Genomic DNA, 16,212 nt, shown 5'->3' on the forward strand with positions numbered 1-16,212 from the left:
TGCGCGGTGCCGTGTGGCTACTATTGCGACTGTGAAACTGCGCCGCGCGTTATCCCTCCTGCTGTTCCTCCTTCTGGCCCTGCCGTTCACGGCCGTTTCCGGAGCATCGGCGCAGGCCAGCAGGCCAGGCACGGTTCTCGGCGCAGCCGGGGCAGCGGACCGCGAGACTCCAGCGGAGACGGGAACGGGGCCGCTGTGGGGGGTGCAGCTTGACTGGTCGAAGGATTCGGCCGCCGAGTACGCGCGGCGCCTGGGGAAACCGGCCGCGCTCTATGCCCACGAAATGTCGCTGCCGGTCCAGGAGGACGAAAAGACCTTCATCCCGCAGTTCCTGGAACAGGCGGGGTCCGCCGGCGCCGATGCACTGATCACGGTCAATCCGAGGGTTCCCCTGGCGCAGGTCGACACGGAGACCTCAGCCGCGCTGGCGCAGGAAATGAAAGTCATGGCCGAGGGGTTCACGGGCCGTCTGTTCATCCGCTTCGCCCCCGACATGAATGCGGGCTGGGCGGCCTGGGGCCAGAAGCCGGTTGAGTACACTGCGGCGTTTCGTGCCGTGACGGCCGCGGTGCGCGGAACGCTGGAAAAGCCCGTCATGGTCTGGTCGCCGTTCCAGGGAAGGGACTACCCCTTTGTCCAGGCTCCGGACGTTGCACAGCCCGGCAGCCCGGGCTTCGACGCCCTGGACACGAATGCCGACGGTGCCTGGAACCTTGAGGATGCGGCTTACGCGCCGTATTACCCCGGGGATGACGCCGTGGACTGGGTTGGCCTGTCCGCGTTCCATGACGACTCCGCCGGCGGGCCGCCGGTCAACTCCTTGCCTGCCGCGGACGGTCTTACCCGCATGCTGGGACCCGCGCAGCCGGTCCAGGCCGCTGCGGACTCAAACTTCTACGCCAGCTATGCCGTCGCCAGGGCCAAGCCGCTGCTGCTCGAAACGGGGGCCTTCTACAGCCCGGCAAACGGCGGGCCCAGTGAAGGGGACATTAAACGCGCCTGGCTGAGCCAGATACTCGCGTCTCCGGCCGCCGGATACAACAACGTCGGGGCAGTGCTGTGGAACGAAACCGTTGAACTGCGCGCCTCCGGTGAGGTGGCCATCGACTGGCGCCTGACGGCGGAATCGGGCACCGCTTCGGCGCTGGCAACCGGGCTCGGGGAGGCCCGCTTCCTGATGGGAACGCCGACGGCGGGAGGGGGCGGGGACGCTGCCAGCAGTTCATCGGGCGGCAGGGTAATTGCCGGTGGCTGGGCGTGGCTGGCTGCGGCGGCGGGGCTGATGCTGGCCGCCGCCTTGTGGGTGCTCCCGTTCCGCTGGCCGGCCGCACGGTCGTGGGCCTACCAGGACGAGCACGCCAGGGACAGGCGCGTGGATATGCTGCGCGGCATGGCCATCCTGTTTGTGGTGGTGAACCACGTTGGCCTCACCTCGTTGTTCCAGCTGCTGACCCAGGAAACGATCGGCGCGGTGTCCGGCGCGGAATTCTTTGTCCTGCTTTCCGGCGCGGTGCTGGGCATGGTCTACGGGCCAAGGATCACCGACAACCTCGGGGACGTGGTGGACAAAACCGCCGGCCGCTCCTGGAAGCTCTACGTCACGGCCCTGACCGTCGTCATGACGGTCTTCGCTATCAGTCTCCTCCCGCTGGTCCAGAGCTCGGTCCTGACCGCCTTCACCGACCAGGGGACCGGCGCGGTGGGCACCGCGGCGGCCGGCCGCAGCTATGACCTGTATTCGGAGGTGGAGGGGCTGCTGCAGTTTCCGGTCCCGGCCTGGCTGATCCCGAAAATCCTGCTGCTCGAGTTCGGCCCGTGGCAGTTCAACATCATGGGCCTGTACGTCGTACTCCTGCTGCTCAGCCCCCTGATCCTGTGGGCGCTGTCCCGCAAGCTGGCATGGCTGGTTCTGCTCGTCAGCGCCGCCGTCTACACGGTGGGGGCCCTGTCCCGGATCCGAGTCCTGCCCTCCCAGTTCGAAGATTCCTTTCCCTTGATGGTCTGGCAGATCCTCTTTGTCGTGGGCCTGACCGCCGGCTACTACCGCAGGCCCCTCGTGGAGTGGTTTTCCCGCCACAAGGGTGTGCTGGCACTCTGTGCGCTGCTGACGGTCCTTTTTGCACTGTTCGCCTGGTCCAGCCCCTACCTGTCCAACGCCTACGACGTCCGGCTGGCACTGCTGCCGGACGCCCTGCACCAGACGCTCTACAGCGGCTATTTCGGCCGGACGTATCTGGGTGCGGGGCGGCTGCTCAATGTCGTGTTGGTGGTCATCACTGCCTACACCCTCTTAACCGCCTACTGGAAGCTGCTGGAACGGGCGCTGGGCTGGTTCCTGATCCCGCTGGGGCAGGCCACTTTGTATGTGTTCATCATCCATGTGTTCCTGATCCTGGCCGTGGCCAATATTCCCGTGCTGCACCTGGGCAACGTCTGGCTGAATACGGGTGCCTATGTGCTGGTGCTGGGCCTGGTGTGGACGATGGTCAAGACGAAGTTCCTGTTCCGGATCATCCCCCGCTGACCCCGCCCCGCCAGCTCCGTCGCCCACCGCCCGATGCATGGAGACAGCCCGGCCGCGGGAGGCTAGGATGCAGTCAACTGCACGGTCTCAGTGCGGACAGCCGGGCTTGGGGGAGTCGATGGACAGGATTGTCGGAGCGCTGCTGGCCGGGGCCGTCCTGCTGACCGCCTCGTCCTGCGCGCTGCCAGGGTCCGGACAGCCGTCAGAAACTGTCCCGCAGACCGCAGCCGCCACGGCGGCTGCGGCATCCCAGAAGGCTGTCCCGGGACAGACGGCCGCCACGACGCCGTTTGCGGCGAATCCGGGGAGTGCAGCGGGCCAAGCCGCCGTGCCCCTGCCCGCGGCACGGTTCGCCAACCCCGACTACTACGCCATGCCCGGCCAGACGATCACCTTCAACGTCTCGGAATCGCTGCCCCGCGGGGTCAACATTGCGCAGTACGAATGGGATTTCGACGGCGACGGTGTCATTGACGAGGTGGGTCCGATCCCGGTGGCGACCCACAGCTATTCCGCCGTGTTCGAGGGCGCCGCGACAGTGCGGATCATCCATGCCACGGGAGGCTTGTCGACGGCATCAACCGGGGTCCACATCGACCGGGGCCCGCGGGACGGGCTCCCCGCCGCGCCGGTCAACGTGGGCGTGGTGGTGACAGCCCACGCGGACGGCATCAGCACCGTCCAAATAACATGGGAACCTGATGGGCCGGAGCCCTACCGCTGGGGCGTCACCGTGGACGGCTTCCCTGCCGGCATGGTGGAGGGCGGGGCGCGCACCGCGACCATGACCGACGTCCACCGGGCCGAGGACGTGAAGATCGGCGTCGTCGGATTCAGCGAGAACGGCGGCATGGGCGACAACGCCGGCGTGACGCTTCCCGCGCTGCCGGAATAGATGGCCGCCCCGGCCGGGGCACTCACGCCCTGGCGATCACCTCGCCGTTGGGGATCAGGAACCAGCCGTCATCGGTGGAACCCCAGCGGTGCCAGCCGGCCGAAATCCGGGCCAGGTCGGCGGCGTTGGCAAAGCCGTACTCGAGCGCCTGGTCCGCGAAGGCCGAGTGCAGCACACGTTCACCCCAGACCCGGGCCTGCCAGCGGCGCTGCTGGCCGGTGGCGTAGAGCCAGTTGCTGCTGGAGGGCGCGACGTCGGTGAACCCGGCGGCCTGGGCCCACGAGACCAGGCGCCGGCCGGCATCGGGTTCGGCCCCGTTGCGGCGGGCGATCCGCTGGTAGAGCTCCATCCATTCATCAAGCTCGGGGACGGCCGGGTACCAGCTCATGCCGTGGAAATCGGCGTCGCGCACCGCCACGATCCCGCCGGGCTTGGCGGCGCGGCGCATTTCCCGCAACGCAGCAACCGGGTCCGTGAGGTGCTGCAGGACCTGGTGGGCGTGCACGACGTCGAACGTTTCGTCCTCGAAGTCGAGGTCGTAGATGTTGCCGGCGACAAACTCGACGTTCTGCACGCCGCGCTCGGCGGCGAGGGCGGCCGCCTGGCTGATCACTTCGGGCGAGCGGTCCAGCCCGGTGACCTTCCCGGGGGAGACGAGCCCGGCGAAATCGCAGGTGATGCTGCCCGGCCCGCAGCCGACGTCGAGCACCGAAACCCCGGGGGTAAGGTGCGGGATCACAAACGCCGCGGAATTCTCCGCCGTCCGGGAGGCATGGGCGCGGACCACCGACTCGTGGTGGCCGTGGCTGTACACATCGTCAGGCTGCTGCGCACTCATAAGGAAACGCTACCGCCTCGCGGCTTCAAAGCGGCAGAAGCGGGGGCAAGCGGGGAAAGCAGCCGGCAAGAAGGCAGGATTTCGCGTGTGGCCGTCAGTTTTGCCGCTTCTGGCCGGGGCGGTTGTGCGGATGATTAGAGGAGTGAAGACCAACAGCAGCAAGGCAGGGCTCGGCCTGTTCCGGGCCACCGGCATCTATGTCGGGGCGATCCTGGGCTCGGGAATCCTGGTGCTCCCGGCCATCGCCGCCAGGGAAGCGGGGCCGGCGTCGCTCCTGGCCTGGGCCCTGCTGCTCGTGTTCTGCACCCCCGTGGCCTTCAGTTTCGCGGAGATGAGCCGCCAGCAGCCCGACGCCGGCGGGATCGCGCACTTCGTCACGCGGGCCTACGGCCGGCGGGCCTCGGCCGTGGCCGGCTACCTCTTCTACTTCGCCATCCCCTTCGGCGCTCCGGCGACGGCCGTGATCGGCGGCAACTACATCGCCCATGCCCTCGGCGGCGGGCGCGGGACGGCGCTGGTCGCTGCCGCGCTGCTGCTGGCTGCCGCCTTTGCGGGCAATGCCGTGGGGATCCGGATGTCCAGCGGCATCCAGTTCGTCCTGATGGTGCTGCTGGTCGGACTGCTGGCCCTGGCCGTGGCCCTGGCTGCGCCGTTTGCCCGGGCGGAACACTTCGAACCGTTCGCGCCGCATGGCTACTGGGCCGTGGGCGGGGTGGCCAGCCTGCTGTTCTTCTGCTTCGCCGGCTGGGAGGCGGTCACGCATCTCGCGGGCGAATTCCGAGACCCGGAACGGGACCTCAAGCGGGCCACCTGGCTCACCCTGGTCGTGGTCGGCGTGGTCTACCTTGGCGTGGCCGCCGCCTCGGTCGCCGTCCTGGGCCCGGCCCTTCCGGGCAGCGACGTCCCGATCGCGCTGCTGCTGGAGAAGGGGCTGGGCGGACTCGCGGCCCCGCTGACCGCCGTCGCCGCCGCGGTGCTGACCTTCGGCCCGATCAACACCTTCGTCGCCGGCGCCAGCCGGCTGGGTGCCAGCCTGGCGTCCGACGGCGTGCTGCCGCGGGCGTTCGCGCGGGGCGCCGGTCCGGGCCAGGTGCCAAGGGCCAGCCTTGGGCTGCTGGCCGGAATGACGTTCCTGTCCTTCGGGGCCGCCGCGGCCGGGCTGGGCAGTATGCAGTTCCAGATCGCCGCGGCGTCGGCCTGCTTCACCGCCGTGACAGCGTTTGGGCTGCTGGCCGGGATCCGTCTGCTGCCCGCCCGGACGCCGGCCTGGTTCGGCGTTATCGTGGCCGCCGGAGTGATGCTGGCGGTGCTGCTGTTCAGCGGCTCGGCGCTCGCGGTCCCGCTGGGGCTGGCCGTGGCCGCTGTCTGGGTGGGCCGCCCGGCTGGCTGGAGGATACTGCCGTCCGGACGTCCGGAAACGTCAACTACTGCGGTGCAGTTGGATGCGGTCCCGTTGGCGGCGGCACCGTCTGCTGCGCCGCCTCCTGCCCGGCGCTGACCGTGGCCTCGATCATCGAGGTCATGAACCGGGTGGCGATCTCCAGTTCCGCCGGGGTGAATTCGGCCATCGCGGCGGCCATGTGGCGGGCCAGCGGCTGGAACATCGCGCCGCCGTCGCGGTAGGCCTTGGGCGTCATCCGGAGCTGGACCTGGCGGCGGTCCGCACCCTGCCGTTCGCGGACCACGTGGCCGGAGTTGTGCAGCCGGTCGATCAGCGCCGTGGTGGCGGGTGAGCTCAGGTGGAGTTCCTTGCGGAGCACGCCGGGGGTGACGATCTGGTTCCTCGCGGTGTGCTGCATGATCACGGCGAGGGCGTTGAGGTCTGTCCGGTGCATGTCGTTGCGGCCGCCGGCGGAATCCACGTAGCGGTTGGCCTCCAGACTGAACTCCTGCAGCAGCCGCACCAGCGGCGGCGGCCCGGAAGATTCGGGGCGTCCCGGGGGATCAATGGTCACGGTGCACCCTCCTCTCTGCTGTTGCCTGTGACGCCTGCTCCGCAGAGCGCGCCCTCCGGAGTTTACTTCAGCGCCACGCGGCATTGACCCGGCTAAGCCCGGGGAGGTCACGCGGTTTTCCCAAGTTTTGATCCCGTAAGGGTTATCTCCATTGTGGAGATAGTCTATTATGGACTCAATTCTACTCCTCCGAGGCAAGCACCAGAAGGAACCATGAACAAGACCCAACCCGGCAGTGCCCGCGTCCCCTTCTGGCTGCGCTGGCTGGTTCCCGTCCTGCTCGTCATCACCTGGCTGGCCATCGCCGGGATCGGCGGCCCCACCTTTGGCCGGCTGGACGAGGTTTCCTCGAACGACCAGGCGTCCTTCCTGCCGGCCGGAGCCGAGGCCACGGAGGTCCAGGACTGGCAGGCCAAGTTCCGGGACACCAACGAGATCCCCGCCGTCATTGTCATTGAGAGCAGATCCGCCTTCACCCCGGACCAGCTCGGTGAGGTGGCGGCCCTCAAGGGCAAGCTGGAGGCCGTCGGCGCCGGCAGCACCGTCATCGGCCCCATTCCGTCCGAGGATGCCAAAGCCGTGCAGTTTGTGGTCCCGATCGATTCGGCCGGCGAGGTAAAGGAAGTCGTCCAGGAGCTCCGCGACGAGGTGCAGGCGTCCGCCCCGGAGGGCATGCAGACCTTCGTGACCGGTCCGGCCGGGCTGACGGCGGACCTCGTCAGTGCCTTTGCCGGCATTGACGGCATCCTGTTGCTCGCGGCACTCAGTGCGGTGTTCGTGATCCTGCTGGTTGTCTACCGCTCGTTGCTGCTGCCGATTGTCGTCCTCTTCACCTCGGTCTTCGCCCTTTGCGCCGCCATCCTGCTGGTCTTCGGCATGGCCAAGCTCGGCTGGATCCAGCTCAACGGCCAGAGCCAGGGCATCCTGTCCATCCTGGTGATCGGTGCCGCCACGGACTACGCGCTGCTCTACGTGTCCCGGTTCCGCGAGGCGCTGACGCACACCACCAACCGCACGGCCGCCGCGCTGACGGCGTGGAAAAATTCGTGGGAACCCATCGTTGCCTCCGGCGCCACGGTCATCATCGCGCTTCTCTGCCTGCTGTTCTCCGATCTCAACTCCAACAAGGCCCTCGGCCCGGTAGCCGCCGCGGGCATCCTCTGCTCGCTCTTCGCGGCCCTCACCCTGCTGCCGGCTCTGCTGGCACTTTTGGGCCGCGCCGCGTTCTGGCCGTTCCTCCCCAGGCTGCTCCCGGAGACTGAACGCGAGCCTGCAATTATCACCGGCCTTGAGGGGCAGAAGGGCCTCTGGCGCGCCACCGGTTCCCTCGTTTCCCGCCGGCCCCGGACCGTCTGGACCGCCTCCGTGCTGCTTCTCCTGGTGGCCTCCGCCGGCGTCCTGCAGCTCAAGGCCAACGGGGTTCCGCAGACCGATGTCATCCTCACCGCCTCCAACGCCGTTGACGGCCAGGACGCCCTGGCCCGGCATTTCGACGCCGGAACCGGCAGCCCTGTCGTGATCGTCGCCAACGAGGCCAAGGCGCAGGAAGTGCTGGAACAGACCAAGGCGACCGACGGCGTCGGTGACGCGTACCTGCTGGCCGACGGCGGCGTGCCGATCATCGCGGGCGCACCGGCTGCCCCGGGCGCTCCCGCCGCCCCCACGGCTCCCGCGGTGCGGGACGGCAAGGTCCTGATCAACGCGACGCTGAACTTCGCCGCGGACTCCAACGAGGCCGAAAACGTTGTGGTGGCCCTCCGCCAGGAACTCAACAAGGTTGACGACGGCGCCCTGGTCGGCGGCGTGACCGCCACTGCGCTGGACACGAACACCACCGCCCAGCGTGACCTCGTCACCATCATCCCGGTGGTCCTCGCGGTCATCCTCGTGATCCTTATGATCCTGCTGCGTTCCGTGCTGGCACCGGTCCTGCTGGTCGCCTCGGTGGTCCTGTCCTACGGCGCCGCGCTGGGGGTTTCCGCCTACGTGTTCAACAACGTCTTCGGGTTCCCGGGCGCCGATGCCACCGTGCCCCTCTTCGGGTTCGTCTTCCTGGTCGCGCTTGGGGTGGACTACAACATCTTCCTGATGAGCCGGGTCCGGGAGGAATCCCTGAAGCACGGCACCCGGCCCGGCATCCTGCGCGGCCTGGGCGTCACCGGCGGGGTGATCACCTCCGCCGGCGTAGTCCTCGCGGCCACCTTCGCGGCCCTGGGCGTCATCCCCATCATGTTCCTGGTGCAGCTGGCGTTCATTGTGGCCTTCGGGGTCCTGCTGGACACCATTGTGGTCCGGTCCCTGCTGGTCCCGGCCCTGGCCTACGACATCGGCCCGCGGATCTGGTGGCCGAGCAAGCTGGGGCGCCCCGAGACAGATGCCGCCGCACGCGCCCTGCCGTCCGCCCCGGAGCCGGAAGCAGCCGAGGCGGGAATCCGCTAGCCGGCACGCTGCCCGCAGGAACCCTCTACCGCAGCCGCCGTCACTGGCCCTGGTCCCCCCACCAGGCAACCGTGGCGGCGGCTGCCTCCTTGAGCGGGGTGGGCCGCAGCCCCAGGGCTGCCTCGCTGGCGCGCGAGTCCATCACGAAGGGACTCTCGAACTGGTACAGGGTTTCGGCCAGTTCCCGCGTTCCGGGGGAGAACAAGCCCATCGTCCGCAGCGCCCAGCCCGGGACGGCGGACACGCGCGGTGCCCGGGCGCCGGCGGCGGCTGCGAACGCCGCGGCGATCTCCCGCTGGCTCAGTGCGGGGCCGGTCGGCGCGTGCCAGACCGTGTTCCATAGTGTGCGGTCCTTCGCGGCCACGATCATGGCGGCGGCCAGATCCGGCACATACGTGAACGAATGCGGCAGCCCCGCATTGCCGATCACCATCAGGGATTTGCCCGCCACCACCGGCTTCACCATGCGCTCGCCGGCGTGCGCATTCCGGACCCTGGGGCCGAAGAAATCGCCCGCCGCCACGCTCACGGTGTCCGTTGCGGACGCCGCCCGGGCCTTCAGCAGCGCGGTGCGGACGCCGCGTTTGCCGCCCCGCGCCTCGCGCGGACCTTCTTCGGTCATCGGCCGGTCGGGCTCGCTGTATGAATACAGGCTCTCCGGGAAGACGACGACGGCGCCGGCCTCGCCTGCCGCGGCCAGGACGGCCTGCTCGGCCCCCGGCAGTTCCGCCGCCCAGACCTTCGCGCTGTACTGCGAGCCGTGGATGCAGTGGAACACGGCCGTGGCGCCGTGGAACAGCCCGCCGAGCCGTGCAGGGTCGGACACGTCCACTGCCTGCTTCTCGATCAGCGGGTGATCGGGCCCGCTGCCTGATCGGGTGAGCACCCTTACCCGGTGGCCCGCTGCGGCGAGCTGTTCGGCGACGGTCCAGCCGACCGGGCCGGCGCCAGTGACGACGTACAGTGCCGGGGACTGGACCTCGGGGGATTCGGACTCGGACATTGGGTGCTCACTTTCGCTGGGTTCAATCGCCTGCTGCCGGCACGGGTCTGCCCTGCCGGCTCTGCCTTAGTTTGAGAGCAGTGCTCTCTGAAATCAGAATGCCGCCAGTCCCGGCAGGAGTCAAGAGCATTGCTCACATTTGTTGACACTGCTCTTGTTTGTGGAATGCTGGAACCATGCCGCAGACCGCCAGTGCCCCCTCGGGAAAGCCGCCCACACCCCGGGAACGCGCCCGGGAGCGGACCATCAACGATATTGTGCGCCTCGGCCGGGAGCATCTCGTGCTGCATGGGGCTGCCGCGCTGTCCCTTCGCGCCGTGGCCCGGGATCTCGGCGTCGTCTCCTCCGCGGTCTACCGCTATGTGGAGAACCGCGAGGAGCTGCTGACGCTGTTGCTTATTGACGCCTACAACGAGCTGGGGGACGAAGTGGACGCCGCCGTGGCAGCCCTGCCCGAGGCCGACCATGCCGGACGCTTCAACGCGCTGGGCTCCGCGGTGCGGCGCTGGGCGTTGCATGAGCCGGCCCGCTACGGCCTCCTGTTTGGCAGTCCCGTCCCCGGATACCGGGCGCCGACCGAGCGGACCACGGGCCCGGGCACCCGGGTCATCCATGCCCTGATGTCGCTCCTCGACGGCGCCTACCGCGCCGGGAGACTCGTCGCGCCCGGCGGCCAGGCCGCCGTCGTGCCGCCGCTCGCCGCTGACCTGGAGCGCATCCGCCGCGACATGGGGCTGGCTGTGCCCGACATTTTGCTGGCGCGCGGCGCGCTGGTCTGGACCTCCCTGTTCGGCGCCGTCAGCTTTGAGGTGTTCGGCCAGTACGGTGCCGACACCTTTGCCGCCCCGGATGAACTGTTCGCCCACCATCTGGCCGTGCTGGCGGGTCTGGCGGGTCTGAGCGCGTCGGCCCCGCAGGACGGTGGGCCGGCGGAGTAGCCGCCCGCCCCTGTTGCCTCCCGGCGGGTGCTCGATAGACTGCCCCTGCGCCTGCCTGGGCGCGCCGAGGCTTCCAGGAAGGATCCAACCATGTCTGAAAACAACGAGTTTGATCGAACGGCAGCGGAATCCGACGACGAGGCCGCCGAGGGCCAGTATGTCGAGGGGGACTACGGCAAGGCCGGCACGGCCGGGGAGAACCCGCCCGAGGCCGCAGAAGGCGAATACCCCACCGGCGACTACGGTGCGGCGGGCGTCAGTGGCGCCACCGCCGTCGGCGCGGAGGAGGGCGACTACCCCGAGGGCGACTATGGCGCGGCAGGTGCCGGCACGACGCCGCCCGCCGCTGTGGAGGGCGAATACCCCGAAGGCGACTACGGAACCGCCGGCGATGCGGGCGAAAAGACGCGCACGCGGGACGACTCCGCGGGCGAGGCCGACCGCCGGGACCGCTAAGCGGAGGGCTTCGCGCTCAGCGAAATCGGCGGCGGCCAGCCCGGCCGCCGCCTCAAAAGAGCCGGAATTCCGCGGAAGCGGGCCGTCCGGTGGCCCTGCATGCCATCCGCCATATTCAAAGTTGAGCGTACAGCGCTCAACTTTGAATTGACTTTGAAACGGCCCTGAGTAAAGTTGAGTGCAGATCACTCAATAACGGCTGGATCCAGCTCATTAGCAGCACCGCGGTCCGTAGCCATCTCAGTAAGTTTCCAAGGAAAGAAGGAAGCAACACATGTCACGTGCAGTAGGTATTGACCTCGGTACAACCAACTCTGTCGTCTCTGTTCTCGAAGGTGGCGAGCCCACCGTCATTGCCAACGCCGAGGGTGGCCGCACCACGCCGTCGGTTGTTGCATTCTCCAAGTCCGGTGAAGTGCTGGTTGGCGAGATCGCGAAGCGCCAGGCAGTCAACAACATCGACCGCACTATTGCCTCCGTCAAGCGCCACATGGGCACCGACTGGAGCGTCGCCATTGACGACAAGAAGTACACGGCGCAGGAAATCTCCGCCCGTATCCTCATGAAGCTCAAGAACGACGCCGAGTCCTACCTGGGTGAAAAGGTCACGGACGCCGTGATCACCGTTCCGGCCTACTTCAACGACGCCGAACGCCAGGCCACCAAGGAAGCCGGCGAAATCGCGGGCCTCAAGGTCCTGCGCATCGTCAACGAGCCCACCGCGGCCGCCCTGGCCTACGGCCTGGACAAGGGCAAGGAAGACGAGCTCATCCTCGTCTTCGACCTTGGCGGCGGAACCTTCGATGTCTCCCTCCTCGAGGTGGGCAAGGACGAAGACAACTTCTCCACCATCCAGGTCCGCTCCACCGCAGGCGACAACCGCCTCGGCGGCGACGACTGGGACCAGCGCGTGGTCAACTACCTGCTGAACCAGCTCAAGGTCAAGGGCATCGACCTGTCCAAGGACAAGATCGCCCTCCAGCGTCTGCGTGAGGCAGCGGAGCAGGCCAAGAAGGAACTCTCCTCCTCGACCAGCACCAACGTCTCCCTCCAGTACCTCTCCGTCACCCCCGACGGCCCGGTACACCTGGACGAGCAGCTGACCCGCGCGAAGTTCCAGGACCTCACCAAGGACCTGCTCGAGCGCACCAAGAAGCCGTTCCACGACGTCATCAAGGAAGCCGGCATCCAGCTTTCCCAGATCGACCACATCGTGCTGGTCGGCGGCTCCACCCGTATGCCGGCCGTCTACGACCTGGTCAAGGAACTCGCCGGCGGCAAGGAGCCGAACAAGGGCGTGAACCCGGATGAGGTCGTCGCCGTCGGCGCAGCCCTGCAGGCCGGTGTCCTGAAGGGCGAGCGCAAGGACGTCCTCCTGATCGACGTCACCCCGCTCTCCCTCGGCATCGAAACCAAGGGCGGCATCATGACGCACCTGATCGAGCGCAACACGGCCATCCCGACCAAGCGCTCCGAGACCTTCACCACGGCCGATGACAACCAGCCGTCCGTGGCCATCCAGGTCTTCCAGGGCGAGCGCGAGTTCACCCGCGACAACAAACCGCTGGGCACCTTCGAGCTGACCGGGATCGCTCCGGCCCCCCGCGGCGTCCCGCAGGTCGAGGTCACCTTCGACATCGACGCCAACGGCATCGTGCACGTCTCGGCGAAGGACAAGGGCACCGGCAAGGAACAGTCCATGACCATCACGGGCGGTTCCAGCCTCTCCAAGGAAGACATCGACCGCATGGTCAAGGACGCCGAAGAGCACGCAGCAGAGGACAAGGCCCGCCGCGAGGCAGCCGACACCCGCAACACCGCCGAGCAGCTCGCCTACTCCGTGGACAAGCTGATCGCCGACAACGCCGACAAGCTGCCGGAAGAGGTCAAGACCGAGGTCAAGGCCGACGTCGACGCCCTCAAGGCCGCGCTCGAAGGCACCGATGACGCCGCCGTGAAGACCGCGTTCGAGAAGCTCCAGGCTTCCCAGAGCAAGCTCGGCGAGGCCATCTACGCCCAGGCAGGTTCCCCGGACGGCGCCACCGGCGCCCAGGGTGACCCCGCCGGTGAGCAGGCAGCCGGCTCCGACGAGGACATCGTCGACGCCGAGATCGTTGACGAAGACGAGAAGAAGTAATCATGCCGCATCACGGTAACGAAGAAGAGCACGGTTCTTCCGAGAGCCGTCGCGACGCTGAACAGCGGGAGAACGAGCCGCAGAAGCCGATCATCCACGACAACCGCAAGGTTGATCCGAAGACCGGCCAGGCCCGCCACCCGGACCAGGAGCGCGCCGCCGCTGGGGAGTCTGACTCCGGGGACGCCCTGTCCCAGGCGGAGGACATCCTCAACAGTGTCGAGGTGCCGGCCGCGGAGTCCGTGGCCCAGGGTGCCGACGGCGCGGAGGCGGAGGAGCTCAGGAATGACCTGCGCCGTCTGCAGGCCGAGTACGTCAACTACCGCAAGCGTGTCGAACGCGACCGTGCCGTGGCAGGGGAGATGGCCGTTATCGGCGTCCTGAACTCCCTGCTCCCGGTCCTGGACGACGTCGACGCCGCCCGCCAGCACGGTGACCTCTCGGACGGGCCGTTCGCGGCGATCGCCGCCAAGCTGGAGAACGCGCTGAAGACGTACGGCCTGGTGCGCATCGATGAGACCGGTGTGGAGTTCGACCCCACGATCCACGAGGCACTCATCCAGCAGCCCGGACCGGATGTCGAAATCGACACCGTCAGCCAGGTCCTGCGCTCGGGCTACAAGTCCGGCGACCGGGTGCTCCGCGCAGCCCAGGTCATCGTGGCTGTTCCGGCGTAATAACCTGTCGCGAAGCGAGACAAGGGGCCCCGCCCCTACGCGTGGCGGCTTTGGTCCTGCGGACCAAGCCGTCACGCTCCGGTAGGCCCGATGCCACTCCCGGGCCCCTTGTCTCGCTCCGCTCTTGGGGTTCTCTCGCCTTAACTCTTTGTACTTTGAAAGGAAACGCCATTGGCTAGCCAGGACTGGGTGGACAAGGACTTTTACAAGATCCTTGGAGTCGCCAAGGACGCTTCCGACGCCGACATCAAGAAGGCCTACCGGAAGCTCGCGCGGCAGCACCACCCGGACACCAACGCGGGGAATGTCGCTTCGGAGAAGAAGTTCAAGGACATCTCCGAGGCCTACTCCGTGCTCTCCGATGCCGACGAGCGCCAGCAGTATGACGCCATCCGGGCGATGGGCGGCGGCGCCCGGTTCGCCCCGGGAGGTAGCGGCGGCGCCGGCGGCGGGGCCGGCTTCGAGGACCTCTTTGGCGGTCTGTTCACCGGCGGCGGCGGACGCCACTCCGGCGGCTACAGCACCTCCGGCGGCATTCCGCCGGAGTTCGCCGATCTCTTCGGCGGAGCGGGCGGCGGCTTCGGCGGCGGCGGGCAGTCGTTCCAGCGGGCCCCGCAGAAAGGCGCGGACCGGACGGCGTCGACCTCCATTTCCTTCGCCGGATCCATCCGCGGCACCACCATCGGCCTGCGTGAACCGGACGGCGAAGTCATCGACGTGCGCGTCCCGGCCGGCATCAAGGACGGCCAGAAGGTCCGTGTCCGCGGCAAGGGCCAATACGGTCCGGCCGGATACGGGGACCTCATGGTCACCGTCTCGGTGAAGCCGCACGATTTCTACGTCCGCGACGGCGACAACCTGCGCATCCACGTGCCGGTCACCTTCCCGGAGGCCGCCTTGGGCGCCGACATCGAGGTTCCGACCATCGACGGCGACAAGGTCAAGGTCCGCGTGCCTGCAGGCACGCCGTCCGGCCGCACCCTCCGCGTCAAGGGCCGCGGCGTCAAGCACGCCAAGGCCACCGGGGACCTGCTGGTGACCATCGACGTCGCCGTCCCGCGGAAGCTGAACAAGGAAGCCGAGGAGGCCGTCCAGGCCTTTGCCGCGGCCACCGCCGGCGAGGACGTCCGCGCCGAACTGGCAGCCAAGGCCCGGCTCTAGAAGCGGACGCCTGCCATGGCCATCGACTACGAGCAGCCGATCTTCGTCATCTCCGTCGCCGCGGAACTGGCGGACATGCACCCCCAGACGCTGCGGCAGTACGACCGGCTGGGCATCGTCTCGCCCAGCCGCGCCCCCGGCAAGTCCCGCCGCTACTCGCAGCGCGACATCACCATGCTCCGCGAGGTGCAGCGGCTCTCGCAGGAGGGCGTCTCCCTCGAAGGCATCAAACGGATCCTCCAGCTGGAGAACCAGGTGGCAGCCCTGCAGCGGCGCGTCGCCGAGCTGAACGAAGAACTCGAACGCCGCCCCCGCGGCCTGGAGTCCCGCATCTTCGCCGCCGGAGCCGCGGGCGACGTCGTCAGCCTGGCCCGCGGCAAGCGACCCCGGGCCCGGTCCCAGGCCATCGTCGTCTGGCGGCCGCGGAACGGCGAATGACGCCGCCCGCGAGAATGCTCCGGTCCGCGCCGTCCAAGTAGTCGACGGGCCCGGGGCAAGTATTCGCCCGCGCGGCCGGGTAGCACCCGTCCGGAAAGACGGGTACAGGGTTTGCGTGACTTCAGGGCCGCCCGGCCGTTTGAATTGTCGTGCAGGAACGCCTGGCATCACAGCCGGCGAAACAGCGAGGACAGCCGGGGGGCACCGCATGTTTGATCCATCTTCGCCGGGAAAATCGGCACCTGGACCCGCACTGATCGCGGGCAGGCCATGAACTCCGGGCTGCAGGCCCTCACCATGTTCGCAGGATCGCTCACGGGCTCCATCCTGCTGACCCTGGGCCAGACCGTCGTCGTCATTTGTGTCTGCTTCGACATGGTCCGCGCCCTCTCGGTGCCGCGGTCCCACCGCCGCTACGTGGCCAACACCGTCTTCACAACACTGGCCTGGCCCTCGATCCTGATCTGCGCCGTCAGCGTGCTGATCGATGCCGCCAGCGGGACGTGGCGCGACGTCGCCGCCGGGGTCTTCATCATGGTCATGGTGATCTACCGGTGGCGGAACGGCGGCGATGAGGACAGCTGGTGGAAGGGCAAGGGCAAGAAGCTGGCCACCTGGTTCCGGAACCAGACAGCCTCCCGGTCCGTGACAGCGCCGGCCGCTGCCTGATTCCGGCAATGCGGGGTCATTCCGCGCCCATCCTGAGGGGTTTTACCGGCGCTGCGTGACCCCGCATTGCTGTAGGGGGCGG

The 16,212-nt window shown here is 68.2% G+C and carries 14 protein-coding genes; 11 read left to right on the forward strand and 3 right to left on the reverse strand.

Annotated elements, in window-relative coordinates; all coding sequences use genetic code 11:
- Window positions 1-31: 31 nt before the first annotated feature.
- Both opgC and ABIC21_RS04085 read left to right on the forward strand, forming a co-directional pair.
- On the forward strand, window positions 32-2,524 hold the full coding sequence (gene opgC, locus ABIC21_RS04080; protein WP_354349134.1) for an OpgC domain-containing protein: 2,493 nt from the start codon (window positions 32-34) through the stop codon (window positions 2,522-2,524).
- Window positions 2,525-2,642: 118 nt separating this feature from the next.
- The gene (locus ABIC21_RS04085) at window positions 2,643-3,419 is read left to right on the forward strand and encodes a hypothetical protein (protein ID WP_354349135.1); all 777 of its coding nucleotides are present in this window, start codon (window positions 2,643-2,645) and stop codon (window positions 3,417-3,419) included.
- Window positions 3,420-3,441: 22 nt separating this feature from the next.
- Here ABIC21_RS04085 and ABIC21_RS04090 read toward each other — a convergent pair whose 3' ends face one another.
- Window positions 3,442-4,257, reverse strand: coding sequence for a class I SAM-dependent methyltransferase (locus ABIC21_RS04090; protein WP_354349136.1), 816 nt, complete (start codon window positions 4,255-4,257; stop codon window positions 3,442-3,444).
- 142 nt (window positions 4,258-4,399) lie between these two features.
- Between ABIC21_RS04090 and ABIC21_RS04095 the strand changes: the two genes are divergently transcribed.
- Window positions 4,400-5,755: an APC family permease gene (locus tag ABIC21_RS04095; protein WP_354349137.1), complete on the forward strand. Its 1,356-nt coding sequence runs from the start codon at window positions 4,400-4,402 to the stop codon at window positions 5,753-5,755.
- On the opposite strand, the gene ABIC21_RS04100 is transcribed toward ABIC21_RS04095, so the two are convergent.
- On the reverse strand, window positions 5,682-6,212 hold the full coding sequence (locus ABIC21_RS04100) for a MarR family winged helix-turn-helix transcriptional regulator (RefSeq protein WP_354349138.1): 531 nt from the start codon (window positions 6,210-6,212) through the stop codon (window positions 5,682-5,684). The genes ABIC21_RS04095 and ABIC21_RS04100 overlap by 74 nt on opposite strands.
- A 213-nt stretch (window positions 6,213-6,425) precedes the next feature.
- Here ABIC21_RS04100 and ABIC21_RS04105 point away from each other — a divergent pair, with 213 nt between their 5' ends.
- Window positions 6,426-8,651, forward strand: a complete 2,226-nt coding sequence (locus ABIC21_RS04105) for an MMPL family transporter (RefSeq protein ID WP_354349139.1) — start codon at window positions 6,426-6,428, stop codon at window positions 8,649-8,651.
- A 40-nt stretch (window positions 8,652-8,691) separates the two neighbouring features.
- Here the strand turns inward: ABIC21_RS04105 and ABIC21_RS04110 are convergent, their stop codons facing one another.
- Complete coding sequence (locus ABIC21_RS04110) at window positions 8,692-9,654, reverse strand: NAD-dependent epimerase/dehydratase family protein (RefSeq protein WP_354349140.1); 963 nt, start codon at window positions 9,652-9,654, stop codon at window positions 8,692-8,694.
- A 176-nt stretch (window positions 9,655-9,830) separates the two neighbouring features.
- Between ABIC21_RS04110 and ABIC21_RS04115 the strand changes: the two genes are divergently transcribed.
- The 7 genes from ABIC21_RS04115 (at window position 9,831) to ABIC21_RS04145 (ending at window position 16,130) form a co-directional block, all read left to right on the forward strand.
- A complete protein-coding gene (locus ABIC21_RS04115; RefSeq protein ID WP_354349141.1) occupies window positions 9,831-10,592 on the forward strand; it encodes a TetR/AcrR family transcriptional regulator in 762 nt (253 codons plus the stop codon).
- Between the two features lie 90 nt (window positions 10,593-10,682).
- Window positions 10,683-11,048 (forward strand): hypothetical protein, encoded by a 366-nt coding sequence (locus ABIC21_RS04120; protein ID WP_354349142.1) that lies wholly within the window; start codon window positions 10,683-10,685, stop codon window positions 11,046-11,048.
- A gap of 274 nt (window positions 11,049-11,322) precedes the next feature.
- On the forward strand, window positions 11,323-13,185 hold the full coding sequence (dnaK, locus tag ABIC21_RS04125) for a molecular chaperone DnaK (protein WP_354349143.1): 1,863 nt from the start codon (window positions 11,323-11,325) through the stop codon (window positions 13,183-13,185).
- Between the two features lie 2 nt (window positions 13,186-13,187).
- The gene (locus ABIC21_RS04130; RefSeq protein ID WP_354349144.1) at window positions 13,188-13,862 is read left to right on the forward strand and encodes a nucleotide exchange factor GrpE; all 675 of its coding nucleotides are present in this window, start codon (window positions 13,188-13,190) and stop codon (window positions 13,860-13,862) included.
- Between the two features lie 171 nt (window positions 13,863-14,033).
- Window positions 14,034-15,023, forward strand: coding sequence for a DnaJ C-terminal domain-containing protein (locus ABIC21_RS04135; protein ID WP_354349145.1), 990 nt, complete (start codon window positions 14,034-14,036; stop codon window positions 15,021-15,023).
- A 15-nt stretch (window positions 15,024-15,038) separates the two neighbouring features.
- Window positions 15,039-15,461: a heat shock protein transcriptional repressor HspR gene (locus ABIC21_RS04140; protein WP_354349146.1), complete on the forward strand. Its 423-nt coding sequence runs from the start codon at window positions 15,039-15,041 to the stop codon at window positions 15,459-15,461.
- 270 nt (window positions 15,462-15,731) lie between these two features.
- Window positions 15,732-16,130 carry a hypothetical protein gene (locus ABIC21_RS04145; RefSeq protein ID WP_354349147.1) on the forward strand — a complete coding sequence of 133 codons (399 nt, stop codon included), beginning with the start codon at window positions 15,732-15,734 and terminating at the stop codon, window positions 16,128-16,130.
- Window positions 16,131-16,212: the final 82 nt, after the last annotated feature.

It is taken from the genome of Pseudarthrobacter sp. PvP090 (genome assembly GCF_040547365.1).
Lineage (GTDB): Bacteria > Actinomycetota > Actinomycetes > Actinomycetales > Micrococcaceae > Arthrobacter.